Genomic DNA, 25,256 nt, shown 5'->3' on the forward strand with positions numbered 1-25,256 from the left:
TTTTCTGACGCAGGCAGGGGACAAAAGGACCGCAGTGGCAACGGCTGCCGCCCCCTAATCGCCCATGGATTCTTTAGGGAGTATCCACACCATCAGCATCTGCTGTTCCGGCTTGGTCAGGTCGATCTGCGACATGCGGCACAGGTCGTAGGCGTTGCGCAGAAAGGCCTTGCCCACCTCGCGCAGGTTCACGCCGTCCTGCTCGTTGAGGGGGTAGCCCCCGCGCGCAATGCCCACCAGCACGAAATTCACGTGGCCCCGCGCGATGGGCAGGCCCGCCTCGACGCACCGGTCGCGCACGTTGCGCGAGGTGGTGGTCATGAAGAACCCGTTGGCGTTGACTTCTTCCACGATGATGCCCAGCAGCTGCCGGAAATGGTCGGGCCGCAGCAGGGGCATGTCGGTCAGGCGATGCACCTTCAGGGCAAAGTCGTACAGGTCGGGGTAGCGCGAGCGAAAGTCGTCGTGGGCGTCGCGTTCCTCGGGCTGTTCGTGGCGTTCCGGATCGTACAGGTAGCCGGGGGGCACCGCCGAAAATTCCAGCCCCTTCAGGTCCAGCGCGTCCAGCAGGTCGCGCAGGCGACCGTAGCCGAACCAGTCCGTGCCGGGGTCCACCTCGCGCTGAAGGGTCTGGGCCAGCGAGGCAACGCCCACGGCGGCAGGGGCATCGGCCACGATGCGGCGCACCACCTCGGCCACGCGGGCCAGGCGCTCGCCGTTGCCGCGCGGGGCATACGGGGCGGGCGCGGACACGGGCTCCGCCGGGCGTTCGTCTTCAAGGGCCTGCTGCACGAACCAGTCTTCGCGGATGCGCCACGAGGCGGCGGCGGTGTACGCGGGCGAGGTGTAGCCCACGGAAAGCACCAGCGGACGGCGGGCGTGCTCCTGCAACCGGATGAGCAGCGGTGTGAAGTCCGCGTCGCCGGAAAGAATGATGAACTCGTCGAAGCGGGTGGAGTGGTTCAGCGCATCCATGCAGTCCATGACCAGATGGATGTCGGCGCTGGTCTTGCCCTGATTGGTCAGCGGCGGGCAGTCCACCACCTGGAAGGCGGCGCGGATGAAGAACGGACGGAATTCGTGGAAGCACTGCGGATTCATGTAGCAGATGCGCTTCAGAATGCGGCGGCGCACGCCGTCGCCGTACAACATGCGCAGGGCATGGCCTTCTATCCACTTCACCCAGCGCTGGGGGTTGGTGGCGAAAGCGCGGGCGACATCTTCGTCCTGTTCGCGCAGGCGGGAATAGATATTGTCGAAATCCACATACAGCGCGGCATATACTTCATCGAAGCCGGTAAATCGGCCCATGTGCATCTCCTGTGGGGGAAAACGTACGGTCAATTCGCTGGATATCTTACACCCATGCGATGGATGCGGCAACGGAAACATCGGCAGGCGCGGAGTAGACACTTACCACGCGAGACAAGAACAAATCACACGGTCCGACATTTCTTCACACACGTCCCATCCGTCTCGCACGGACCACGCCGGGGCGTGCCCCGTCATATCCTGCCATGTCCCGTCATGCCGCGATGCAGGCACGCAACGCCCCCCGTGCGCAGGCACACGGGGGCTGGGCAATGCGTCGGGGTATGGGCGTTGCCGAAGGCGGACACTGGCGGGCGGCTCCACCGCCCGCCAGCGTTCAGGGATTCTTGCGAGGCCTGCCGCGCTTGCGCGGGGCGTCCCCGGTGGCGGAAACAGCGGTGGCGGTGGCCACGGCACCGGCCTTGCCGGGTTTGCCAACCTTGTCCGCCGTGCCAGCCTTGGGCCTGCGACCAGGTTTGGCGGAGGCCGCCTTGCCGCCCGTGGCGTCCGACGCATCCGTGTCGTCCGGGCCGATGCTGTCGCCGTCCGTGTCCCCCGCGTCACCCGTATCCGCCATGTCCCCCATGTCACCCATGTCCCCCATGTCTCTCATATCAAGGCCGGGAATCTGGACAGGCGCGGGCGCGGCGGCCACGGGCACGCGCGGCATGGGCATGCCGGGGTGGCGGGTGGCGTGTTCCTGCACCAGAAAGGTGCCGGTCACCGAGTGGGGGTCGTCCATGATCTCTTCCGGCGTACCGGCGGAAACGATGCGCCCGCCGTTCTCGCCGCCGCCGGGGCCAAGGTCCACCACGTGGTCGGAGGCCAGGATGACGTCGGTGTTGTGCTCGATCACCGTCACCGTGGCGCCTCGGTCCACCAGCTGGTTCAGCACGGTGATCAGCTTGCCCACCTCGTGCATGTGCAGGCCGGTGGTGGGCTCGTCGAGGATGTACATGGTGCCGGGCAGGCTGCGCTTGCCGAGTTCGCGCGATATCTTGATGCGCTGGGCCTCGCCGCCGGACAGCGTGGTGGCGGGCTGGCCAAGGCGCAGGTATTCCAGACCCACGTCCTCCAGCACGCCAAGGCGGCGTTCCAGCACCGGATAGTTCTCGAAGAACTGGCGCGCCTGGCGCACGGTAAGGTCCAGCACTTCCGCGATGTTCAGCCCCTTGTAGCGCACTTCCAGCGTCTCGTGGTTGTAGCGGCGACCCTTGCACACGTCGCAGGTCACGTAGACGTCGGGCAGAAAGTGCATTTCCACGCGGATCTGCCCATCGCCGCCGCAGGCCTCGCAGCGGCCCCCGCGCACGTTGAAGCTGAACCGCCCCGGCTTGTAGCCGCGCTTGCGGGCATCGGGCGTCATGGCGAAGATGCCGCGTATCTCGTCGAATATCTTGGTGTAGGTGGCCGGGTTGGAACGCGGGGTGCGGCCAATGGGGGTCTGGTCGATGGACACGATGCGCTCGATGGTCTCCGCGCCCTCGATGCCCTCGATGGAGCCCGGCTGGTCCACCCGGATGCCCTGCGCCAACGCCAGATGCTTGTACAGGGTATCCATGACCAGCGAACTCTTGCCCGAGCCGGAAACCCCGGTCACGCAGGTCAGCACGCCCAGCGGCACCCGGCAGTCGATGCCTTGCAGGTTGTTGGTGGTCACCCCGTGCAGGGTCATCCAGCCGCGCGGGGCGCGGCGCGCGCGGGGCCGGGCAATGGCCATGTCGCCCCGCAGGTACTGCGCGGTAAGGCTTTGCGACGAGGACAACAGGGTGTCCACCGGGCCGAGGAACACCACCTCGCCGCCCAGCACGCCAGAGCCGGGGCCAAGCTCTATGACCGTGTCCGCCTCGCGGATGGTGGCCTCGTCGTGCTCCACCACCAACACGGTGTTGCCGCGCCGTTGCAGGCTGCGCAGGGTCTTGATGAGCCGCTCGTTGTCGCGCGGGTGCAGGCCGATGGAGGGTTCGTCCAGCACGTAGGTAACCCCCACCAGCCCCGACCCCAGTTGCGAGGCCAGGCGGATGCGCTGCGCCTCGCCGCCGGACAGGGTGGCCATGTTGCGGCCAAGGGCGATGTAGTCCAGCCCCACGTTGACCATGAATTCCAGCCGGTGGTGCAGTTCCTTCATCAGCGGTTCGGCCACCAGCGCGTGGCGCCCCTCGAAGCGGCGTTCGCGCAGCCAGTCCAGCGCGCGGGCCACGGACATGGAGCAGAATTCGTGGATGTTCAGGCTGTCCACCCGCACGGAAAGCGATTCCGGCCGCAGGCGCGCCCCGGAACACACCGGGCAAGCCATGCTCTGGCGGTAGCGCGACAGCAGTTCACGCCAGGCGTCGCCGTACTGCATGCCCTGTTCGAGGATGGACACCACGCCGGGCCAGCGTTCATCGGTGACGGTGCCGTTGGCGGCTGCCGGAGCCACGGGCAGTGCCGGGCTGTGGTCGTGCCCCGCGTGCCCGTTCTCGCCATTCCCCCCGTTCTCCCCGTTGCCGCCCACCACCACGGAACCGCCCAGCCAGTTGCGGCGCAGGTTGCTGCCCGCGCCGCGCCCCGCCGGGCGACCGTCCTCGGTCTCGCCGTGGAACAGCGCATCAAGGGCATCGGGCGAATACGCGGCCAGCGGCGTGGACAGGGTGAAGCCCCAGCGCTTGCCAAGGGCCGTCAGCGCGTCCCTGTGGCGTTCGAACAGCTTGGTGTTCTTCCACGGCAGCAGCGCGCCGGTATTCAGCGACAGGCCCCGGTTGGGCGCCACCAGCGCGGGCTCGAAATATTCCACGCTGCCAAGGCCCAGACAGCGCGGGCAGGCCCCCTGCGGACTGTTGAACGAGAACAGCTGCGGGCTTGGCGCGGGCAGGCTGATGCGGCAGGCCGGGCACACCGATTCCGTGGAATGCACGATATCGCGCCCGGCGTTGGCGCCGCCCTTGGCCGCGCTGCCGTCCTTCTCGTCTTTCCCGTCCTTGCCCTCGGGGAGCAGGTGCACCACCAGCCGACCGTCGCCGTAGCGCAGGGCCAGTTCCACCGAATCAGCCAGCCGCCCCCGGATGCCGTCCTTGATGACCAGCCGGTCCACCACGAGGTCGATGGTGTGCTTGCGGTTCTTGTCCAGCGCGGGCACCTCGTCGATGCCCATGATGGCCCCGTTTACCCGCACGCGCACGAAGCCTTCGGCCTTCAGCTTCTTGAACCTGTCGAGGTGGGTGCCCTTCTGGTGTTCCACCAGCGGGGCCAGCACGATGCACCGGGTGCCTTCGCCCAGGGCAAGGATGTCGGCGATGATCTCGTCCGCCGCGCGCGCCTCGATGGGCAGGCCGCACTGCGGGCAGTACATGCGCCCCAGCCGCGCCCAGAACACGCGCAGAAAGTCGTACACCTCGGTCACGGTGCCCACGGTGGAGCGCGGGTTGCGCGTGGCCGTCTGCTGTTCCAGGGAGATGGCCGGGGAAAGTCCCTCGATCTTCTCCACGTCCGGCTTGTCCATCTGGGGCAGGAACTGGCGGGCGTAGGCCGACAGCGATTCCACGTAGCGGCGCTGGCCCTCTGCGTAGACGATGTCGAAGGCCAGAGTGGACTTGCCCGAGCCGGAGGGGCCGCAGACCACCACCAGTTCGTCGCGAGGGATGTCGAGGGTGACGTTCTTGAGGTTGTGCTGGCGCGCTCCCTCGATATGGATGCAGGGCTTGCTCATGCGGTGGGTCTCGTATGGGGCGGGCGGCGGGGCCGCCAAGGCGTCGTGCGGGACGCGCGGGTTGGTGGGGTGGGGATGCGGGGACGCGAAGACCGTGGCGCGCGCGGGCGCGGGTGCCGCGTCAAGGGACAGGGGCACAGGGGCCGGGTCACCGGGGCGGGGCCACGGGCGCGGCAGTTCGCGACAGTGCACAACGGTACACGACAGTGCGCAACGGTACACAACAGGGGGTAAGATACGACATCCGACGCGCGGGGCAAGTACCCGGCGCAAGATGGTCCGGCTGCCATAGGGTGACCGGGGTCGGCCCGCCAACCGCATGCCCGCGCCAAACGGCGTCCGGCGCGCCGTTGTACCCGGTGCTGCCGGGTACGCGAACGCGCCGGAAAGATACGCCATGCGCGGCGGGGATTGCACGCGACGCCTGCCCGTGCCGGTTGCCCGTGCCGGTTGCCCGTGCCGGTTGCCCGTGCCGGTTGCCCGTGCGGATTGCCCGCGCGGTCACGCCGGACGCCTGCCCCAGCCCGCCGCCGCGCTACATGAAAATGGAGGCCAGCAGCACCGCCGTAAGCAGCGCGGGCAACATGTTGGCCAGCGGAATACGCTTCAGTTCCAACAGGTTGATGCCAATGCCGATGACCATCAGCCCACCCGTGGCGGTCAATTCGTTCATCACCGCCGGGCCCAGCAGCGGCTGAAGCACCCCGGCGAACAGCGTCAGCGAGCCCTGGTAGATGAACAGCGGCAGCGCGGAAAACAGCACCCCCACCCCGTAGGCCGAGGCCAGGGCGATGGCCGCGAAACAGTCGAGAATGGACTTGGTGAGCACGATGGTCCGGTCGCCGCGCAGCCCTTCGTCGAACGGGCCCAGAATGGCCATGGACCCGATGCAGAACAGCAGCGTGGCGGTGACGAAGCCATCGGTAAAGCGCGGGTTGCCGGAACGCAGCTTGGCCTTCAAAGCCTCGCCCGCGCGGGCAAAGGCGTCTTCAAGCCGCAGCAGTTCGCCGATGATGGCCCCGCTGAGAATGCTGAAGATCATGATCAGCGGGTTGGCCGTCTTGAAGGCCATCTGCATGCCGATGACCATGGTGCACAGCCCAAGCCCCTGAAACACGATGGCCCGCACGCGGTCGGGCAGACGCGCGCCCAGCAGCATGCCCAGCGCGCCGCCGCCGACGACGGCGGCCATGTTGATGAGTGAACCGACGGGAAGAGTCACGATATGCTCCGTTTGTTGGAGCACCGTGATACCGGAAACCACGGGGACTTGGAAGCGGCTTTGCCTGCCATTTCGCAGCGGGCGCTTTACCCCGCGCGGGTGCGCGCCACAATGGCGACGCGGGGTGGGGCCTTGTACATGCCACCCTTCTCCATCCGGCCAGACCGCATCCGGTCAGGAGACGTCCGGTTAGGTGACATCAGGTCAGGCGACATCAGGTCGGCCACGCTGCCGCATGACCTCCGTCAGACGGCGTGCGCGAAAATCGCCGGGGCAACACCGCGATGCAGCAGCCCGAAGCGGGACCCTGCTCACGGAAATTCCCCACGGTTCGGGCACCCTGCAAATGGACACGGCCCCGTGGCCCGCGTATCATGGCAGCGCCGCCGCAGGCTGGCGGCGCATCGAAAGAAGGAAGGAGTTCATCATGCATCGCATTATGCGCGTTGCCGTCCTGTTGGCGATACTGACGGCGGCACTGGCGGCGGCGACAGGCACGACACCGGGCGCGGCAACGGCCCATGCCGCCGGGGGGCAGGTTACCGCGCTGGACATGTTCCGGATGTTGCCGGGCACCATCTTCGAAAATACCGCCGAAGGGCTGAACGAAGAAGAAAAGCAGCAGCTTGCCGACGAGGGCGAAACCGATTTCTGGGCGGTCATCGAAAGCACCCCGGAACACTACGAGGTGGGTGCCCTGCCCATGCTGGACACGCGCGTTTCGGTGCGGGTGTTCCGCGCCGACAACGGCGACACCCTGGCCGCCATGGGTGTGAAGAACGGCGAGGCCTGCGCGCTGGAACTGTGGCGCCGCAAGCCCGAGGGCAGGCTGGCCCCCGCCGCCACGCCGGAAGAGCCGGACATCGCCGACTTTTTCGCCCCCGGCTACAAACTGCCCCCGGGCACCAGCCCGTCCGTCATGCTCTGCCTTGGCGAGGATGGCCTGGAAGCCCGCGCCCTGCTGTGGACAGCCACCGGCCTTGCGCAGGTGAAGTTTGACCACAAGGTGGTGTACCGCTGGAACGGCAGCGCCTTTTCCAAGGTGATATTGCCCGCCGACGGAAAGTAGGAAAGTTGCGCAGGGCGGGGAATAGGCAGGGCTGCGTGAGGGTGGCCCGGCCCTGCGTGGTCGGGGGCGCGCCTGCGAGCGTAACCGGGCAAGGCTTGTACGCCTGCACTCCTGCCCCGGCTCACCCAGCCACCGCAGCCCCCTTCCGGCCTGCGGTGCAACTCTGCCCTTGACCGGACCATGCCCGCTGTGCCATAGCCCTTTCCCTACACCTGCCGGGATGGTGGAATTGGTAGACGCAGCGGACTCAAAATCCGCCGGTGGCAACACCTTGCGAGTTCGAGTCTCGCTCCCGGTACCAGGAAACCACAGTGGGTTGTGCCTACTTATCAAAAGCTGGCACAACCCACAGATTCAAAAAGCGATTTTCGGGCATTCCGCCAACTGCCCTACAGCACAAGGCATTATAACAGGTTACATCTAACCGCCCTCAAAATCCTCCTTACACCTTGTCAATACTGGAGAAATACTTATTCTCCATCACAAGAGAACGCTTTGTTCATAAAGCAACACGAATTCTCATTGACGCCAAAGGGTTTCGAAGGATAATTAACGCAGCCAGACTTTGTGAAAACAGAGCACAAGGCTCGAACTCAATGAAAAGGAGAGGCTACCATGGCAATGGCAATCAAGCCGACTCCCGTTCTGAAGGGTAAAGAAGCCCGGGCATTCCGAGATAAAATAGAGCGTGAAGTCTCTTCAAAAGTCCCACCCGTGGCAACCCCCAATGTAAGCAAAGTAAGGGAACTGATCCTTGCCAAGCGAACCTGCGGATCGAAATAGCATTTCAGACGGAACGGTCTCTTTGAACCCCGTGGAGGACTTCACAGTCTTCGCGGGGTTCTCTTGTGGCAACAGCGACCTAGACGGATTTATCCGAGATGACGTAGAGCGACATGAAAAAGCGCTCATGACCAAGACATACGCCATTACATACTTAGTCGACCCAGATTCACTCGACTCTGAAACTATTGGATTCGTCAGCCTACTCAACGACTCGCTGAGCATTGAAGATGGCTACAATCCCAAGGCGACTCCCTCTGGCTTTACATACAAAAACTCCCCTGCCGTCAAAATTGGACGTTTAGGAATCAACTGTGCTTATCACAGATCCGGGATAGGCTCATCCGTTATGAACCTCATCAAGTCAATGTTTCTCAACTGCAACAGGACAGGATGTCGATTTATCACTGTCGATGCCTACAGCAACAAAAAAACAATAGCCTTTTATCAGAAAAATGGTTTCGACTTTTTATCGGACAAAGACCAGAAAAGACGTACTCGCTTACTCTTTTTCGATCTCTCACGGCACATTTCCAACAACTGCCCAATGCTAGAGTAAAATTTTCATCATAGAACAAAATTAGCACGACAAGTTTCTACATATTTCATTCCTGACGCACATAGACACTTACTCCCTCCCCCTTTCCCCTCACCAGCAACCACGTGCCCGTCAGCGCGGTGAACGGGGCAACTGTCACCAAGCCGATGCTGCCCACCAGGGTGTTCATGACCTCCGCCGCCACAAAGGGCAGGTTCAGGGCGTTTTCCAGCGGGATGCCCTGCGCCATGAACAGCATCAGCGTGGCGATGTACCCGCCGGAATAGGCCAGCAGCAGCGTGGTGGTCATGGTGCCCACCACGGCCCGCCCCACCCGCAGGCCGGAGGCCAGCGCGGCCCGGCGCGAGATGCCGGGGTTCTGGGCCACCAGTTCGGCCATGCTGGCGGCCACGTCCATGGCAAGGTCCATCAGCGCCCCGGACGAGGCCATGAAGATGCTGGCCAGAAAGATGCGCGTCATGTGCAGGTGCGGGTAGCCGGAATAGAGCACCGTTTCCGCATAGGGGCGCACTGCGCCGTGCAACTGGAACGGCCCGGCGAAGGCCAGCGCCAGCCCGCAGGTGGCGGCAATGCCCAGCAGGGTGCCCAGCCACGCGGCCAGACCGCGCCGGTTCATGCCGCCCACCAGCAGGATGGTGGCGGCGGTAATGGCCGTGGTCACCCCCAGCCCCAGCAGGATGGGGTCCACGTCGCGCAGCAGCGCGGGCACCAGCACCTTCCAGATCATCAGCGCGGAAAACACGAACGACAGCAGCGCCTTCACCCCGGTCGGCCCGGCAAACACCACCAGCAGCAGGGCGAACACGCCGAATGCCACAGCCTGGGTGCGCAGACGGTAGTGATCCTGGGCCACGGCGTCGGCCACCTTGCCGTCGCGCAGGGTAAGCACCAGCAGAGCCGTGTCGCCGGGGGCGAACACCTTGTCCAGTTCCATCTTGCCCACCAGTTCGTTGCCCGCCTGCCAGGCCTGCCCGGCGTAGGGGCCGTCCAGCGCGCGCAGGCTGACGTACTGGGTGCCCATGCGGACAATGCCGTACTGATGCACCCGCTCGTTGTCCACGGACACCACCGTGGCCCGACAGCGCACCGCGTTATCCGGCAGACGGTCCTCGAACCCGGTGGGCAGCAGGTACAGGGCTAGGCAGACAAGGGCCAGCACCACGCACAGCAGGGTATCGCGCCGGGTGGAGCGCAGGGGGATGTGCAGGTGAGCCGGGGCGACCGACCCAGATGCAGCCGAGGCTGTTGCAGCCGACGCCGTTGCCTTTACTGGCCCCGCTCCCTGTTCCCAACCCTGATCCGAACCGGATAGGCCCGGCACTTCGCCCGCTCTTGCCTCGCCCGTGCCGCCAGTTCCGCCAGTTCCGCCAGTTCCGACAATCCCGCCTGCACCGGCAGTCCCGTTCGCCGTTCCTTCAAGCCCGGTGGTCATATGCTCTCCCGCGCGGTGCTGGCCGCGCCGTGTACGTTCTTCCGCATTCCACATTCACCCGCTGCTCATGGCGAAGGCCATCCCGCCCGCGCCGCCCCCCGCCCCCCTCCCTCGCCCATGCGGGAACGGGCCGGGCCACGGGATTGTCCCGCCGCCCGGCCCGCAGTGCGGTTGTCCTTGTCAGTCAGGCCTCTCGGCCCACCCGCCTAGTTGGCGGCCACGGCCTGCGCGGGCTGGGCCACAGGCTGACTGACGTGCTGCCCGAGGGGCTGGCTGACAATCGGGCCGGTCACGGTTCCACCCGCGTCAGCCTTGGCTGCGGGCTTGTCGCCAGCCTTCAGGGGGGCCTTCAGGCCCATGGTTTCGGCCATGCGGGCGAAGATGTCGGTGTTGTCGTAGAACCCGCCAAAGCGTTCGGCGCCCACCCCACCGGCAGATGTCAGCACAGGCACCCCGGTGTGCGAGTAAGTCGTCCACGAAATGCCCGACTTCTGGTTCAGCAGATGGGTGATGGTCACGGTGAACGGCTCGTATTCGCCGTACAACAGGTAATCCTGTTCGGAAAGCGCCTTGCGGTCGCCGCCCTGCATGCTGCGGTCGAAGGCGGCGCGCAGTTCCGCAACCTCGTAGTCCTTCAGCACCATGCCCATAGCGTCGCCTTCCTTGGGCAGGGCGGCACGCTCCGCATCGGACAGCACGGCCAGGCCGAAGTTTTCCTTCACCATGGGCAGCACGTCCTCGAACTTGCCCTGCGGATTGGCCTTGCGGAACGCCGCGAACTTCTCGTCGAAGGCGATGTACGAAATCTTCTGGTGCTTCAGCCGGGTATGATACGAATCGTACTTAGTGCCCGCAAAGCCGATGGACATGCCGCCGGTTTCGTGGTCGCCGGTGACGATGACCAGCGTGTCATTGGGATGCTTGCGCAGAAACTGCATGGCCTCGGCCACGGCGGCGTCGAAGGCCAGCACGTCGGTGATGGAGCTGACGGCGTCGTTGGCGTGGCAGGCCCAGTCCACCTTGCCGCCTTCCACCATCAGGAAAAAGCCCTTGGGGTTATCCAGCAGTTCAAGGCCCTTGCGGGTCATTTCGGCCAGGCTCACGTCGCCGGGGGCGGCGTCCATGGCGTAGGGCATGGCCTGCTCGTCCTGCAGGCGCGGGTTCACGAACACCACGCGCTCCTTGCCGGACTTCAGGGCGCGAAATTCGGTGGCATCGTTGACGTAGCGAAAGCCGCCCCCGCGGATGGCATCCACCACGTTGCGCTTTTCGCCCTCCAGCATCGACTTCTTGCCCGCCGGGTCCAGAAAGCCGCCGCCCGCGAAGTAGTCCATGCGGCTGGCGGCCAGTTCAAGCCCGATCTCGTAGTAATTCTTGCGGCTGGGCTGGTGGGCATAGAACGCGCCGGGGGTGGCGTGGTCCAGCGAGACGGTGGAGACGATGCCCACCTTCACGCCCTTGTCGCGCGCCATTTCGGCGATGGAGGTAACGGGCACCTTCTTGCCGTCCACGCCAAGGCCACGGTTGGTGGTCTTCACCCCGCAGGCCATGGCGGTTCCTGCGGCGGCGGAATCGGTGATCAGCGAGTCGATGGAATAGGTGGTGGTGGCCCCCTGCACGGGCAGCTGGCTCATGTTCAGCTTGACGATACCGGGGGTGGTGTCGCCCTTCTGTGCGGCCAGATACAGTTCGGCGGCGTTGCGCTGGGCCATGCCCATGCCGTCGCCGATGAGCAGGATGACGTACTTGGCCTGTGCCGCCTGTTTCGCATGGGCAATGCCCAGGGTGCAGCACAGCAGAATGGCGCACAGGGCTATGGCCGCCCGTGCCGCGTGATGCCAACGGGAACAGTTCATGGACCGGACCTCCTGCATGGTGGGACAAGGTGGGGTGCCCGAGGGGGCCGACCGGACAGGTGCGTATCCGTGGCGGATACCGGCGGCACGGGGGACGGGCGGTGCGAGTGCTCATCATGTCGCCCATGTCTGTGACGCGCGCGTGACGTTCGGACGGCGCTTGCGCCTCGTGTGGTGCGTACCACCGCGAAGGCATGCAACGCAAAGGGCCGCACGCGATCATCGCATGCGGCCCGATTTGGCGAAAGGGATGGCGAAAGGGAGGTGTCTGGGCGGTCGTCCGGCGGACAGTTACGGAGGGAAACCGTGACGATCCGGCGTGACGATGGCCCTATCTGTTCTCCGCTTCCTTGCGAATGGCGGCAATAAGCGCGGCGGCGTTGGTCACGTCGGTAACCTGCCAGTTGCCCTCCTGACGCCGGGCAAGGGCCAGGTCCACCGGGTAGGAACGTTCGCTGCCGTGGTCGAACAGCACCACCGATGCGGTGGCCTTGTCGCCGTCGCGGGTCACGGACTTCACGCTGCGCAGTTCCTTGCGGCCCACGGAGGCATCGGAGAACAGGGGCGAGAACAGGCCGCCATCGGTGGCCTTGCGCTCCTTCTTCACCGGCTTGCCGGAAAAATTGCCGGATGCCACGCCCCACACCACGAACTTGCGGGTTTCTTCGGCCACCAGCATCTTCATGGTCTGGGCGGTCTGCGACTGCGCGCCCGACTGCACCGCGCTGGACAGCATGGCCAGCAGGGGCAGGGTTTCGCCGCCGCCGGAAACGGCCTTGGGCGGGCGGGCCACCAGATCGGACATGAAGGCGTCCACTCCGCGCTGGGCAATGCGGCCCACGTCCACGTACTTTTCCAGCAGGGCGGCGTCGCTGGTGTCGATGGCGGTCTGCACCTGACGCAGGGCGGCTTCCGGGGTTTCCTCGGCGGCGGCCAGGCAGGGGGCGGGAACGGAGACGGCAACGGTCAACAGCGCGGCGGCCAGCAGCAGGCCGAACGGAATCAGGCGGGTAGGAACGAAACGAAAAACATATCCGGGCATGTGAAGCTTCCTGTTCTGGGGTTGGGCCGCACGGGCGGCTCATGCGGCTTCTACTCCAGCGAAGGGCCGGGGTCCAGTGGGCGCGCTCTGAATGCGCGGTGTCAAATTTATACATAGATTTACAAATATAAAATCAACTAATAATAGGTGTTCTACCTGCGAATGGCCAAGGAGAGATACCCCTATGGCATACAGAAGAAAAAAGAACTCGGACACTTGGCACTACTGTTCCAACTGTTCCAACTGGCCCACCACCGACTATGTGGAGCAGCAATCGAAGCCCACCACCGGGGAATTCTGCAACGAATGTCGCGGCAAGCAAAACGCGAACAACTGTGAGAAATAACTATGTAATACGGCCATTCGCAGGCCGTCCCACCTACCCCGCGCAGGCGGCGGGCACCCCGCCCTTCACGGCCAGCGGCAGCCCGCTGACGGCAAGGATCACATTGGTGCAGGCCGTGGCCAGAAGCTGGTTGGCCTCTCCGGACAGGTCCCGGAAGCGGCGGCCCAGCGGGGTTTCCGGCACCACGCCCCAGCCCACCTCGTTGGTCACCACGGCCACAGGCACGCTGGCCGCGCGCAGCAGCGCTGCCAGATCCTCCACCCCGCGCAGGATGGCCGCATCGTCATGGTCGGCCAGCATGCGGTTGGTCAGCCACAGGGTGATGCAGTCCAGCAGCACCCCGTGCGGGCGGGGGGCCGCGGCGATTTCGCCCGCGCCTGACCCCATGCACCCGCGCAGGGCCGCGCAGACGTCCAGTTGCTCCTCCAGCGTGCGCCAGCCCGCGCCCCGAGCGGCCTGATGGCGGCGCACCCGTTCGGCCATTTCCGCGTCGCGGGCGGCCCCGGTGGCGATGTACACCCGCTCCGGCCCCAGCGATTCCACCCAGCGCTGGGCAAGGCCGCTCTTGCCGCTGCGGCATCCCCCCGTGAACAGAATGGTGCGGACGGGTGGGGCATCGACAGAGGAGATGGAGACGGCAAGGACGGCGGGCGATAATGGGCGCGATGAGGGGGACGACGATTCGGACATGGCGGATTCCACGGTTGGCAGTGGCAGGCCTGCGCCGGACGGCACGGGACAAGACGAAGGGGACAAAGGGGACATGCGGGCAACGGTACGTACGCCGTGCAGCCCCACCCGTGTAGCACGTGGCAGCCCGGCCTAGCCAGCGCGCCCCGCTTGCCCGCCGGGCGGAGGGTGGCATATGGTCGCCCGGCGCCGTGACGTCTGCTGCGGCATTCCGCCCCACTCAACGGGCCGCGCCTTGTGTCACGGCAGCTGCCCCCTTCAACCCGCACCCCAATCCACATCATCAATCCACATCATCAATCCACATCACCAATCCACATCACCGATGCCCGGATACCGCACCCACATCATCGGCGGCACTGTGCTGGCCGCCGGGGCCCTGTTCGCCGCGCAGGCCCTGCGCATATATTCCCCCGGCCTGCCCACCCAGGCGGCCCTGCTGGCCGTGTCCACCGCCTTTGCCCTGGCCCCAGACGTGGACACCCACTCGCGCGGGCGCACCTGGTTCTACGGGCTGCTGGTGGTGGCCGACGTGGCGCTCATCGCCACCCGGCGCTACCAGTGGGCAGCCCTGCTGGGCCTGCTGGCCATGCTGCCCGCCATCGACGGCCACCGGGGGTGGACGCACACCTGGTGGGCCATGCTGCTGGTGCCCCTGCCCCTGCTGCTGGCCCCGATGCTGCTGTACGGCTGGGCATGGCAGGCGGCAGCGCCGTGGTACGCGGCCGCCGTGCTGGGATATTTCTCGCATCTCCTGCTGGACCGCCAGTTCTGACGGAACGCTCCCGATTCCCTTTCCCCTCACATTTCCACGCAAAAACGCCGCGAAGGGTTGCCCCCTCGCGGCGTCGTCCTTGCGGGATCGTCTTTCCGACCCTACTGGCGCGCGGTCTGCGCCGCCTTGTCGAAACGGGCCGCCGTATCGGCCAGCACCGTGGCGGCCATGCGCACGGCATCCATCTTTTCCGGCTTGCCGCTGGCCCGGCGGTACACCCATCCGGCCGCGTAGACCAGGGTGTCGTCGTCCAGCCTGCGGGCGTCGGGGTTGCGGCGAATGGCCTCGGCCAGGGTTTCGCGGGCGCGTTCGCGGGCCATGATGGCCTGCTGGTACGCCTTGCCGGAAAGCTCCATGATGCGCCGGGCCTGCTCGGCCAGATGCGTGGAATTGCCCTCGCGCGCGGTGTCGTAGCCGAACACGGCGTCCTGATACTTGGCGTTGGCTTCCAGCGCGGTCTGCTGCGCGGTGAGCCAGGCGTTGACCCGCACCACCGCGTCGGTCATGCCCGCAACCTCGCGCAGCGCTCCGGACAGGCCGCGCAGCCGCGTGGCGTACAGGGTGTACATTTCCGCCACCTCGGCGGGGGCCAGCGGACGTTCCCTGCCCTTGTCCGTCACCTTGGCCGCCGCTGCCGCCGTGGCCATGGCCGCCATGAACCGGTCGGCGTACAGGCGTTGCAGGGCTTCGAGCATGGCCGGGGTGAAGGCGTAGTCCAGCACGCTGGCGCGCCCGGCGGAAATGTCGTCGCCGGACCAGGACAGCCCGGTCATGTTCACGCCGTAGCGCATGTTGGCCGACTTCAGGCTGGGGGCCACCCAGCCGGAGGTACGCGCCTCCATGTGGGTGCCTTTGGGATAGTAGTTCTCCACCAGCCAGTTGGCCATGTCCTCCGCGAAGGCGAAGCGGACCACCGCGTCGTCCTGGGCAAAGGCCCCGTCCGGGCTGGTGGCGTTGACGCCCGGCGCTCCGGCGGTGGCGTTGGCCTCGGCCGGGGCACCGGCTGCCGCGTCGCCGTCCATGGGCACCATGGAGGGCAGCGTGCCGTTGGTGGCGTTGGGGCCAAGGATGGCGGCCTCGGTACCGGTCATGTTGGCCTGCCGGTCGGGCACGGCATCACGCAGGACAAGGTCGCGCAGTTGCCACAGGGCCACGCCCGCCACAAGCACGGCCAGCAGGAACACCCACGCCAGCTTGCTGCGCTTGCGCTTGGGGGGCCTGGGCATGTCCAGCAGGCTGCCGTCCTGCCGAATGGGGCGGTCGGGGCCGGAGGTATCTCGGGCCGGGGTCGGGTCGGGAGTCTGGTCGGGGGTATCGGGCGTATCGGGCGTGTTGGGGGCCATCCGTGGCATCCTCCTGCGGGCGCTGGCCTTGCGGCACGGGTCCCATTGGTCTGCGTGATCGGGGTGATCGGGGTGAACGGGATGATCGGGCCGATCGGGTGAAGTCGGGCGAAATAGGACGAGTGTGTCCGGTGCGGCATGTCCGATCCGCATCCGGCGGACATGTCTCCGCGCGTTGTACCACCGCCGGGGGCCACTGTGAAGTCGCCGTCGGGTTGCGGAAACATCACGCGGCCATGCAGCCGTTTTTCCGCATGTTCCCCGCTTGCCATCCCCCCCGCCATCGTTCACAACACCGGTACGACAACAACGGGAGGATGCCATGCCGCTGGCCGGATACGGCTTCGTGCTGCTTGCCGCCGGGTTGTGGGCGCTTATCGGCCCGCTGGCCCGCTACTGCCTTGCCGAAGGGGTGACCCCGCTGGAAATCGCCTTCTGGCGCGCCGCGTTCGGCACACTGTTCTTCGGCCTGCACGCCGTCCGGTACGGGTTGTGGCGCGCCCCCGCGCGCGATGCGGCCACCTTTGCGGCCTTCGGGCTGGTGGGGGTGGCGCTGTTCTTCGGCTCGTACCAGTTGGCCGTGCGCGAAGGCGGCGCGGCGCTGGCCTCCATCCTGCTGTATACCGCACCGGCGTGGGTGGCGCTGCTTTCGCGGCTGTGCTTCGCCGAACCGTTGACCCGCGCCAAGTTGGCCGCCCTGGGCCTGGCCATGACCGGGGCCTTCCTGATCTGCCGGTCGGGCGGGGGGTTGCAGGGCGGGGCCAGCGCGGCGGGCATCGGCTTCGGCCTGCTGGCGGGCTTCACCTATTCGCTGCACTACGTGTTCAGCCGCCACTTCCTGCACCGCCATTCGCCGGTCACCCTGTACCTGTTCTGCCTGCCGGTGGGGGCGCTGGCCCTGCTGCCCTTCGTGGATTTTACCCCGAAGGGGCCGCTGGCGTGGGCGCTGCTGGTCGTGGGCATGGGGCTGGTGACCACGTACGGCGCATACATGGCCTATTGCGAGGGCATGCGCCGCCTTTCTCCCACCCGCGTGGCCGTGGTGGCCAACTTCGAGCCGGTGCTGGCCGCCCTGCTGGCCTACTGGCTGTGGGACGAACTGTTCCCGCCCTCGGGCTGGATCGGCGCCGGGCTGGTCATTGCGGCGGTGTTCTGCGTGGTGCTGGACGGCGCGCGGGGGGGTGACAAACGCGACGGGGGCGTATCCCGCGCCGCCGGTATTGCCGAAGCCCCGGAAATGAAAGAGGCCGGTGAAGATACCGGCCTCGCGCGCGGGCACATGCCCGTGGAATGAAGCGGAACCGCCCCGAAAAGCCGTTGCGGGCCGAGGGGCGCGAGGGAAAAGACCGAAAGCAACCCCGCGCTACAGCACCTTTGCCAGAATGCGCAGGTACAGGTCGCCCTGCCACGGCCCAATGCGCTTGCCCAGCCCCTTGAGCCGGATGGGGCGCCCCACCACATAATCCGGGGGCAGGGTCACCTCCACGGTGCGCACCTCGCCGGACAGGCCCTGGGTGACCTGCAAACGCAGCCGCGCCCCCGGCACGATGCTGGGCGCGGGCAGGTGCACCGTCTGCTCGTCGTCTATCTGGCGGCGCAGCCAGCCCTTCACCGCCCCGCCGATGCCATGGGTAAGGTCCAGCGTCAGGGCCTTGCCGCCCCATTCCAGGCTGAGCTTGCGCTTCTTGGGCGGGCGCGCGGCCAGCCCCCCGCCGCCGTCGCGGCGGATCTGGCTGTAGATGTCCTCGAACACCCGCCGGGCGAACGGGTCGCGCAGGATGTCCTGCAACACCTCGTCCTGTCGGCCCTGATAGGTTGCCTCTGCCCTGCGGCGGTTGCGGTCTGCCCCGCTTGCGCCGCGCGTTGCGGACGCCCCGCCCGATGCCGTGGAGCCGGAAGGTCCCCCGGACGGGCCGGTCGCAGATGACGCACCCGATGCGCCAGCCCCGGAAGACGCCGACGGCCCGTTGCCGCCTCCCGCCCCGCCCGCTCCGCCAGTCCCGCCAGTCCCCATATCGCCGAAGCGCTGCCGGGCCTGCTCGTAGGCGCGGGTGGCCTCCCGCTCGGCGGATTCGCGCTCCGCCGCGCCAGCCCCCCCGCTTCCGGTGCCGTTGCCGCCGTGTCCGGCGGCGTCCAGCGTGCGCGAAAGCAGCACGTACGCCTCGTTCAGGCGCTGGAAACGGCGGGCCGCGTCGGGCCTGCCGGGGTTCAGGTCCGGATGCAGCTCGAACGCCAGCGTACGGTACGCCTTCTTGACCTCGTCAAGCGACGCGCCGTTGCCGACTTGCAGTATCCGGTAGCATTCCCTCAGCGTCACGCAACCTCCACGCCCCCATTTACCCTGCCCGCAGCCCTTTCGGCTGTTTTGGCGAAAAACCTTACCGTTGCGTCTGTTGAATGACCGGTTGCCCTGTTGACCGGCTACTTGCCGCCGTCCTTGTTCCTGTCCAGCACCAGGGCGTTGGCCTCGCACGTACAGTCAGACGCCAGCAGCCCGTGCGCGGCAAGGTACGCCCGCCCTGCGGCGGCGAATTCCGCGTGGCGCACGTCGGGCCGGATGCCGGGACAGTATTCCTTGGCCATGCCCAGGCTGTCCGCGTCCACCAGGTTGCCGCGAAAGAACGGCCAGGCCCGGCAGATGTCCGGCTTGCCCTCGTGCACGGTGCAGCCGCGCCCGGTGGCAAAGAACACGCAGTTGCCGTCCGCTCCGGTGCGCACCTTCAGCTTGCCGTTGCTGCGTTCGCCGTAGGCGGCCTCGAAGGCTTCGGGCGTCATGCCCAGAAAATCGCAGATGCGCGCAAGATCGGTGGGGCTGACCACGATGCCGCCCTCGCCCTGGCAACACTGGCCGCACATGCGACAGTCGAAGGCGTCGTCCCATGGTGCGGAGGTCGTGCCAGATGCGGCGGTCGTGCCAGATGCGGCGGTCGTGCCAGACGTGGGGGGCGCGGAATCGTTGATGCTCACAGCAGCCCCCCGGCCATCAGCCTGCGGTGTTCCACCATCAGGCACAGGTCCTCCACCACGGCCACGCCGCGTTCGAAGAGCATCCGGCCCGCCTCCGGGCTGGTGATGCCCGATTGCATCCAGAACAGACGCGGCAGGCGCGGCAGGGCCAGCACCTCCACCGCGTGGGCCGGGCAATGCTCCGGCGCGCGGAACACGTTGACGATGTCCACGTCCACCGGCACGTCGGCGATGGTCGGGTAGGCCTGCATGCCCCACACGGTGCGGCGCACCGGGTGCACCGGGCGCACGTCGTATCCGGCTTCGATCAGATAGCGGCCCACCATGTCCACGGGCTGGCCGGGCTTGTCCTTGGCGCCGATGACGGCGATGGTGCGCGATTCGCGCAGTATGGAGCGAAGCGTAGCGTCGAGCAGCATCCTGTACCCCTGAAACCACATGAACGGCCAAAGCCATGGGCACACGCACGCAATCTGGTGCGGCCCCTGCCTCTCTTTCAATCGCGCCGCCGTCACCGGCCGCGAGCAACAATCCGGAAACATCCTCTCTACCCGGCCTTGCCGCCAAGCGCAATCGCCGCGCCTGCCACTGTAGTTGCGTGCTGCCGGGTGCGGAACCGCCCGCCAGTGTCCATGCGCCCCCCTGCCGTACCCGGCCCCGTCGATACGCCCCGCCCGATTGCGTCCGGCTGCGTCCTGTTGCACCCGGCTTCGCGTTGGCCTACCTTGTGCCCATCGCCGGAACCGCAGCCGCAAAGGAGCCTCCGCCCCCATGTCCCACTCTCTCGCTTCGCACGCCCCCGCTCCCCGCCCGTTCACCGCCGCCGAGCGCCTGCCCGCCGAAGAAGCCCGGCTGCGCCAGTCCCGCGCGCTGGGCATCCTTGCCGCGCACGCCCCCGATGCGGGCGGGCTGATGGCCTTTTCGCGCGTGGCCATCTATTACCTTACCGGCACGGCGGGCAACGGCGTGCTGTGGTTGCCCCGCGACGGCAAACCGGTGCTGCTGGTCCGCAAGGGCGAGGAACGCGCCCGGCTGGAAAGCCCGCTGGACAACATCGTGTCCTTCCGCTCCTACGGCGACCTGCCCGGCCTGTGCGCCGACGCGGGCAACCCGCTGAGCCTGGAGGTGGCGGCGGAAATGTCCGGCCTGCCGTGGTCGCTGGCCACCATGCTGCAACAGCGGCTGACGGGGGTCGCCTTCGTGCCGGGAGACGCGGTGCTTACCCGTGCCCGCGCCCGCAAGACGGAATGGGAACTGGTCAAGCTGCGCCTGGCCGGTGCCCGCCACCACGAATGCCTGCACGACGTGCTGCCCGGCCTGCTGCGCCCCGGCATGACCGAACGCGAGATTTCGCACCTGTCATGGCAGGTGTTCTTCAGCCGTGGGCACGGCGGGCTGATGCGCATGGGCGCGCCCGGCGAGGAATGCTTTCTGGGGCACATCGCCGCCGGGGACAACGGCAACTACCCCAGCCATTTCAACGGCCCGCTGGGCCTCAAGGGCGAGCACCCGGCCATCCCGTTCATGGGGTACGCGGGTTCGGTCTGGCGGCGTGGCACCCCGCTGGCACTGGACATCGGCTTCTGCCTTGAAGGCTACCATACCGACAAGACACAGCTGTACTGGGCGGGCAACGCCGCCTCCATCCCCGACGCGGTGCGCCGTGCCCACGACCTGTGCATCGAGGTGCAGGCCCGTGCGGCGGAACGGCTGCGCCCCGGCGAGATTCCCTCGGACATCTGGCGGTCCACGCTGGAAATCGTGGACCGTGCAGGGCTGTCCGAAGGCTTCATGGGGCTGGGGTCCAACAAGGTCACCTTCCTGGGCCACGGCATCGGCCTGACCATCGACGAATACCCGGTCATTGCCCACCGCTTCGACGAGCCGCTGGAAGAAGGCATGACCATCGCCCTGGAGCCCAAGATGGGTATTGCCGGGGTGGGCATGGTGGGGGTGGAGAACACCTTCGAGGTTGCCCCCGGAGGCGGGCGCGCCCTGACCGGCACGGCCTATGACATGGTCTGCGTGTAACGCCCCGCGCCTCGCCCGCGTTCCCCATCGCCACGACTTCCCCTAACGACACCGTCTGGCCGCCTGCGCACACCGCGAAGGCGGCCGGACTTTTCCGCTTGACCGACACTAGACGACTGGTCTACTAGAAAACCCATGAAACGCGACGCACGCCGAGCCATCCTGGATGCCGGGGCCGAACTGGTCCACCGCAAGGGGTTCAACAATACCGGCATCAAGGAAATCCTCGACCTGGCCCAAGTCCCCAAGGGCTCGTTCTATTTTTATTTTCCCAGCAAGGAAGAGTTCGGCCTCGCGCTCATCGACCATTACCGCGAGGTGCGCACCCCTGCCCTCGCCCAAGTGCTGCGCGACGCGGACGCGCCCCCGCTGGACCGGCTGCGCAGGTTCTTCGAACTGGCCCGGAAGCGTTATCAGGAATGGGACTTCGAGCGCGGTTGCCCCTTCGGCAACCTGGCCCAGGAAATGTGCGACCTTTCCCCGGCCATGTGCGGGAAGCTGCGCGAGGTGCTGGACGGTGTGTCGCGGGCCATGGGCGATGTCCTGAACGAGGCCGCCGCGCATGGCCAACTGGCCTCCGGGCTGGAACCCTACGAGACCGCCGCCTTTGTCATGGACGCCTGGGAAGGGGCCATCCTGCGCATGAAGGCGGAAAAGAACGTGCACCCCCTGCTGCGGCTGGAGAAAATGGTCTTCACGCGCATCCTTTCCGGCCCGCAGGCCGACCCGACCGCAGGCGCTCGGAATCCCCGGAGCGACTAGACGCGCCAAAGCGTCCCCCGCCCACGTATACGGAACGGCATCACCCTCGGGAACATCCGGCCATCTCAATAGACGACCGGTCTACTACAAAGCAACAACGCAAACAAAGGAGCTTCCCATGTATCTGGTGAACACCGTGGAACGCGACAAGGCCGAAGGCATCGTGGCCGACACCTATGCCCTTGTTCCCGCGCAGATCGACATTCCCATGCCCATGCGCCTTCTGAGCGTCAGCCCCGGTCTGATGGAGCGTCAGGCCGGCATGATCCGCTATTTCCGCCATCACGACCGGCTTTCGCCGCCGCTGCTGGCGTCCATCCGCTACGTGGCCTCGGAAAAGTTCGCCTACGCCCCCTGCGCCGTGTTCAACCACGACCTGCTGCGCATGCAGGGCATGAGCGAGGATGACATCGCCAGCCTGTCCTGCAAGCCCGCGGAAACCCCGCTGGACGAAACCGAAAGCGCGCTGCTGGCCTTCGTGACCAGGGCGGTCAACGAGCCCGCCACGGTTACCCGCGCCGACATCGAGGAATTGCTGGCCCAGGGCTGGCGCGAGTCGGACGTGGTGGACGCCGTGCAGGCGGCCTCGAACATGCTGGGCATGTCGCTGATGTACCGCACCTTCGTCCGGGAATAGCCCGCACGGCACGCGCCCGACCCAATCGCAGAACCATTGCGCCCCACCTCTCGGGGGGTGCAACAAAGCGCCGTTCGGGGCAATCCCCGGACGGCGCATCGTGTTTCGGCTCGTTACTCGGCCTTGCCCGGCCATCCGACCGGTCAGTCTGTCCATTCCTGCTTCGGCTTTCCGAACGCCTCCAGCAGGGCCTGCTCCATCTGCCCGGTGGTGAACAGGTCGCGCAGCACCACCGGCGAGGCGGACAACAGCCCCTTGGGAAACAGCGCCACCACGGGAATGCTGCTGCTGCCCAGCGCGCGCAACAGGGCCTGGGCCTCGGGCGATTCTTCCGTCAGGTCCACGCGCACCAGCCGGGCGCCATGATTGCGCGCCCATTCGGACACCGCCGCGCCGGACAGGGTGGTCTGTTCCAGCAGCTTGCAATTGGGGCACCAGTCGGCGGTAAAGTCCACGATGAGCGGCTCGCGCCCCAGCATGGCCCGGAAGGCGGCGGGGTCGAAAGGTTCCCAGCGGGCGGGCGGGGCCGAAGGGGCAAAGGACAGCCACACCGCCACCGCCACCAGTGCCGCAGCGGCCAGCCGCACCACCGTACGGCGGCGCGGCGAGGCATCAAACCCGCCCCAGCGCCCCCATATCCACGCGGCAAAGGCCACGGCCAGCAGCGTTACCAGTGCGGGCATCAGCCAAGCCTCGGGCAGGATGGTCAGCAGGTACACCGAGGTGCCCATCAGGAAAAAGCCCACCAGTTGTTCCAGCGTGCCGGTCCACGCGCCGGGCCGGGGCAAATGGCGCACCAGCCCCGGACGGGCCGCCAGCACCAGATACGGCAGGGCCATGCCCACGCCCACCGAAATGAAGACAAAGGCCATGATCTCCGGCGGCTGCTGAAAGGCCCAGCCCAGCACGCCGCCCAGCAGCGGACCGCTGCACGGGGTGGCCAGCAGCGTGGCCACCAGCCCCGTGAAAAACGGCTGCGCGCGGCTTGCGCCGCCCGTCCCCACGGCCTTCAGGTCCAGCACCGGCAGGGTGAACAGCCCGAACATGCTCAGCCCAAGGCCGAACACCACCAGCAACAGGCCCAGCACCACGCCGGGCCGCTGGAACAGTTGCCCCCAGGCCAACCCCGCGCCCCCCAGGATAAAGGCCAGCAGCAGGAACCAGGCCATGATCCCCGCCGCAAACAACAGATTGTGCTCACGGAAGTGCGCCCGGCGCGCATCGTCGCCCCCAAGGCCCGCCACGGCCACGAAGCCGCTCAGCTTCAGGCTGATCACCGGCAGCACGCAGGGCATCAGGTTCAGCAGCAGGCCCGCCAGCAATCCCAGCAGCAATGCCTTGCCCAGGCCGGAAACCTCCAGTTCGGGCACCTGGTAGCGCGGCGCGAAATTCCAGTGAATGATGATGCCGGGCAGGGTGTCCGACACGCCCCCTCCGGTGGCGTTGGCGGACGCCTGTGCGTCCGGCATGCCCGGCAGGGGCACGGAGCGCCCCCCCTTGCCGAAGGGAATGGTTACCCGGTCGACCTGCTCCTGCGCGCCCTGTGCTCCCTGCGTCTTTTGCGCAGCGGTAGCTTCGGATGCCGGAGCAGCGGGAGAAGAGCCCCCCTCCTCTCCGGGGCGGACGGACGCCGACTGCACTCCGGGTCGCGCCGCGCGCAGGTGTTCCAGCCAGGGCTGCCCGTCGGCGGGGGGCAATGCGCCCAGAGCGGCACCGTCCACGCGAAACGCCACGCCACCGCGATACGGCAGGCAGTTGCGGTCAGAGCACAGCAACAGGGAAACCGAGGCCGTCAGGTCGCGATCCAGGTGATCCTGCGGCAGCCGCACGAACACCGGAGTCCGACCTTCGTATACCCGCACCCGCTGGCCGGGTGACAGGGGGTCCATGATCTCGCGGCCGGGCGGATACAGGACGCCGGGCGTACCGGTGGGAACAGCGGTCTGGGCAGGAGTCTGGGCAGGGGCCGGAGCCGGGGACGAGGCACCGCGCACGGTGACCACCGTGGGCAACCCCGCGCCGCTTCCCTTGCCGCCGCTGCCGTCAATGTCGTTGGCATAGGCGTGATACCCGGCGGGCATTTCCAGCCAGACCACCACCAGCGCGCCGCCCTCGCCCTCGCGCACTTCCCTGAAGACCTCTGCGGTCACCTCCGGACGGGGTCCGAGACCGGCTGAACCACCGCCCGAAGCGGACAGATCGGCCGCATGCAGGGGGATGGCGGCGCAATACAGCCAGACAAGCAGTGCCGCAAACACCCGGACACCCAAAAATAGACTCTTCAACATGCTTATTTTATGCGCTTTTTTCATTGTTTTGGAAAAAAACGAGAACCCCGGAAAAATCCGCTTGACTTCGGAGCCGGTTCTCTTTAGTTTCCCCTTCGCGTTGAGGCGCTGGGCCATTAGCTCAATTGGTAGAGCAGCTGACTCTTAATCAGTTGGTTCGGGGTTCGAGTCCCTGATGGCCCACCAGAGCAAACGAAACCCCGCAGTGGAAACCCACTGCGGGGTTTTTGCGTTGCATGATGCCCAAAGCGACAGTGGCGCGACATGAATTCCCCGCATGCTTCCGTGCATGTTGCCCAGTGGCGCGTGGCACTACAGATGCATGCCCTCGCGCCGCGATGCAGTGGCGCCGCATGCCATGTCCGTTGCATTCGCACGCACCGCCCCGCCTTACCCCGCCCCATGCTGCACGTCCGGACATCCCCGACACATGCCCCACAACCGGACCAAAGGGT

At 66.7% G+C, this 25,256-nt stretch carries 20 protein-coding genes and 2 tRNA genes; 10 read left to right on the forward strand and 12 right to left on the reverse strand.

Going from position 1 to position 25,256, the window contains the following annotated elements; translation table 11 throughout:
• Window positions 1–54 precede the first annotated feature (54 nt).
• The 3 genes from ABWO17_RS11745 to ABWO17_RS11755 form a co-directional block, all read right to left on the reverse strand.
• Window positions 55–1,311 carry an NYN domain-containing protein gene (locus tag ABWO17_RS11745; RefSeq protein ID WP_353118738.1) on the reverse strand — a complete coding sequence of 419 codons (1,257 nt, stop codon included), beginning with the start codon at window positions 1,309–1,311 and terminating at the stop codon, window positions 55–57.
• A 337-nt stretch (window positions 1,312–1,648) separates the two neighbouring features.
• Complete coding sequence (gene uvrA / locus ABWO17_RS11750) at window positions 1,649–4,999, reverse strand: excinuclease ABC subunit UvrA (protein ID WP_353118740.1); 3,351 nt, start codon at window positions 4,997–4,999, stop codon at window positions 1,649–1,651.
• Window positions 5,000–5,534: 535 nt separating this feature from the next.
• Entirely contained in the window at window positions 5,535–6,221 is a 687-nt protein-coding gene (locus ABWO17_RS11755) for a DUF554 domain-containing protein (protein ID WP_353118742.1), read from the reverse strand.
• A 427-nt stretch (window positions 6,222–6,648) separates the two neighbouring features.
• On the opposite strand from ABWO17_RS11755, the gene ABWO17_RS11760 reads away from it, so the two are divergent.
• The 4 genes from ABWO17_RS11760 (at window position 6,649) to ABWO17_RS11775 (ending at window position 8,632) form a co-directional block, all read left to right on the forward strand.
• Complete coding sequence (locus ABWO17_RS11760; protein WP_353118744.1) at window positions 6,649–7,290, forward strand: hypothetical protein; 642 nt, start codon at window positions 6,649–6,651, stop codon at window positions 7,288–7,290.
• 214 nt (window positions 7,291–7,504) lie between these two features.
• Window positions 7,505–7,591, forward strand: a tRNA-Leu gene (locus tag ABWO17_RS11765).
• 314 nt (window positions 7,592–7,905) lie between these two features.
• Window positions 7,906–8,073 (forward strand): hypothetical protein, encoded by a 168-nt coding sequence (locus ABWO17_RS11770; protein ID WP_353118746.1) that lies wholly within the window; start codon window positions 7,906–7,908, stop codon window positions 8,071–8,073.
• Window positions 8,074–8,200: 127 nt separating this feature from the next.
• The gene (locus ABWO17_RS11775; RefSeq protein ID WP_353118748.1) at window positions 8,201–8,632 is read left to right on the forward strand and encodes a GNAT family N-acetyltransferase; all 432 of its coding nucleotides are present in this window, start codon (window positions 8,201–8,203) and stop codon (window positions 8,630–8,632) included.
• A gap of 46 nt (window positions 8,633–8,678) precedes the next feature.
• Here the strand turns inward: ABWO17_RS11775 and ABWO17_RS11780 are convergent, their stop codons facing one another.
• The 4 genes from ABWO17_RS11780 to cobU all read right to left on the reverse strand — a co-directional run bounded on the left by ABWO17_RS11780 (window position 8,679) and on the right by cobU (window position 13,998).
• Complete coding sequence (locus ABWO17_RS11780; protein ID WP_353118750.1) at window positions 8,679–10,064, reverse strand: YibE/F family protein; 1,386 nt, start codon at window positions 10,062–10,064, stop codon at window positions 8,679–8,681.
• A gap of 206 nt (window positions 10,065–10,270) precedes the next feature.
• Window positions 10,271–11,920, reverse strand: coding sequence for an alkaline phosphatase (locus ABWO17_RS11785; protein ID WP_353118751.1), 1,650 nt, complete (start codon window positions 11,918–11,920; stop codon window positions 10,271–10,273).
• A 331-nt stretch (window positions 11,921–12,251) separates the two neighbouring features.
• Window positions 12,252–12,962, reverse strand: coding sequence for a hypothetical protein (locus ABWO17_RS11790; RefSeq protein ID WP_353118753.1), 711 nt, complete (start codon window positions 12,960–12,962; stop codon window positions 12,252–12,254).
• Between the two features lie 379 nt (window positions 12,963–13,341).
• Window positions 13,342–13,998, reverse strand: a complete 657-nt coding sequence (gene cobU / locus ABWO17_RS11795; protein ID WP_353118755.1) for a bifunctional adenosylcobinamide kinase/adenosylcobinamide-phosphate guanylyltransferase — start codon at window positions 13,996–13,998, stop codon at window positions 13,342–13,344.
• Between the two features lie 325 nt (window positions 13,999–14,323).
• On the opposite strand from cobU, the gene ABWO17_RS11800 reads away from it, so the two are divergent.
• Window positions 14,324–14,773: a metal-dependent hydrolase gene (locus ABWO17_RS11800; protein WP_353118757.1), complete on the forward strand. Its 450-nt coding sequence runs from the start codon at window positions 14,324–14,326 to the stop codon at window positions 14,771–14,773.
• Between the two features lie 101 nt (window positions 14,774–14,874).
• On the opposite strand, the gene ABWO17_RS11805 is transcribed toward ABWO17_RS11800, so the two are convergent.
• Window positions 14,875–16,116 (reverse strand): hypothetical protein, encoded by a 1,242-nt coding sequence (locus tag ABWO17_RS11805; protein WP_353118759.1) that lies wholly within the window; start codon window positions 16,114–16,116, stop codon window positions 14,875–14,877.
• Window positions 16,117–16,438: 322 nt separating this feature from the next.
• Here ABWO17_RS11805 and ABWO17_RS11810 point away from each other — a divergent pair, with 322 nt between their 5' ends.
• Window positions 16,439–17,410 carry a DMT family transporter gene (locus ABWO17_RS11810; RefSeq protein ID WP_353118760.1) on the forward strand — a complete coding sequence of 324 codons (972 nt, stop codon included), beginning with the start codon at window positions 16,439–16,441 and terminating at the stop codon, window positions 17,408–17,410.
• A 69-nt stretch (window positions 17,411–17,479) separates the two neighbouring features.
• Here the strand turns inward: ABWO17_RS11810 and ABWO17_RS11815 are convergent, their stop codons facing one another.
• The 3 genes from ABWO17_RS11815 to ABWO17_RS11825 form a co-directional block, all read right to left on the reverse strand.
• Window positions 17,480–18,433, reverse strand: coding sequence for a J domain-containing protein (locus ABWO17_RS11815; protein ID WP_353118762.1), 954 nt, complete (start codon window positions 18,431–18,433; stop codon window positions 17,480–17,482).
• Between the two features lie 104 nt (window positions 18,434–18,537).
• Entirely contained in the window at window positions 18,538–19,083 is a 546-nt protein-coding gene (locus tag ABWO17_RS11820; RefSeq protein WP_502914910.1) for a YkgJ family cysteine cluster protein, read from the reverse strand.
• Window positions 19,080–19,502, reverse strand: a complete 423-nt coding sequence (locus ABWO17_RS11825; RefSeq protein ID WP_353118764.1) for a CoA-binding protein — start codon at window positions 19,500–19,502, stop codon at window positions 19,080–19,082. Before ABWO17_RS11825 ends, ABWO17_RS11820 begins: the two co-directional genes overlap by 4 nt.
• 352 nt (window positions 19,503–19,854) lie before the next feature.
• On the opposite strand from ABWO17_RS11825, the gene ABWO17_RS11830 reads away from it, so the two are divergent.
• The 3 genes from ABWO17_RS11830 (at window position 19,855) to ABWO17_RS11840 (ending at window position 22,513) form a co-directional block, all read left to right on the forward strand.
• Window positions 19,855–21,114, forward strand: a complete 1,260-nt coding sequence (locus ABWO17_RS11830) for a M24 family metallopeptidase (protein WP_353118766.1) — start codon at window positions 19,855–19,857, stop codon at window positions 21,112–21,114.
• Between the two features lie 135 nt (window positions 21,115–21,249).
• Window positions 21,250–21,876: a TetR/AcrR family transcriptional regulator gene (locus ABWO17_RS11835; RefSeq protein ID WP_353118768.1), complete on the forward strand. Its 627-nt coding sequence runs from the start codon at window positions 21,250–21,252 to the stop codon at window positions 21,874–21,876.
• 118 nt (window positions 21,877–21,994) lie between these two features.
• Window positions 21,995–22,513, forward strand: coding sequence for a carboxymuconolactone decarboxylase family protein (locus tag ABWO17_RS11840; protein ID WP_353118769.1), 519 nt, complete (start codon window positions 21,995–21,997; stop codon window positions 22,511–22,513).
• A gap of 143 nt (window positions 22,514–22,656) precedes the next feature.
• On the opposite strand, the gene ABWO17_RS11845 is transcribed toward ABWO17_RS11840, so the two are convergent.
• Entirely contained in the window at window positions 22,657–24,663 is a 2,007-nt protein-coding gene (locus ABWO17_RS11845; protein ID WP_353118771.1) for a protein-disulfide reductase DsbD family protein, read from the reverse strand.
• 248 nt (window positions 24,664–24,911) lie between these two features.
• Here ABWO17_RS11845 and ABWO17_RS11850 point away from each other — a divergent pair.
• A tRNA-Lys gene (locus ABWO17_RS11850) sits at window positions 24,912–24,987 on the forward strand.
• The last annotated feature ends 269 nt before the right edge of the window (window positions 24,988–25,256 follow it).

This window comes from Nitratidesulfovibrio sp. (assembly GCF_040373385.1).
Taxonomy (GTDB): Bacteria; Desulfobacterota; Desulfovibrionia; order Desulfovibrionales; family Desulfovibrionaceae; genus Cupidesulfovibrio.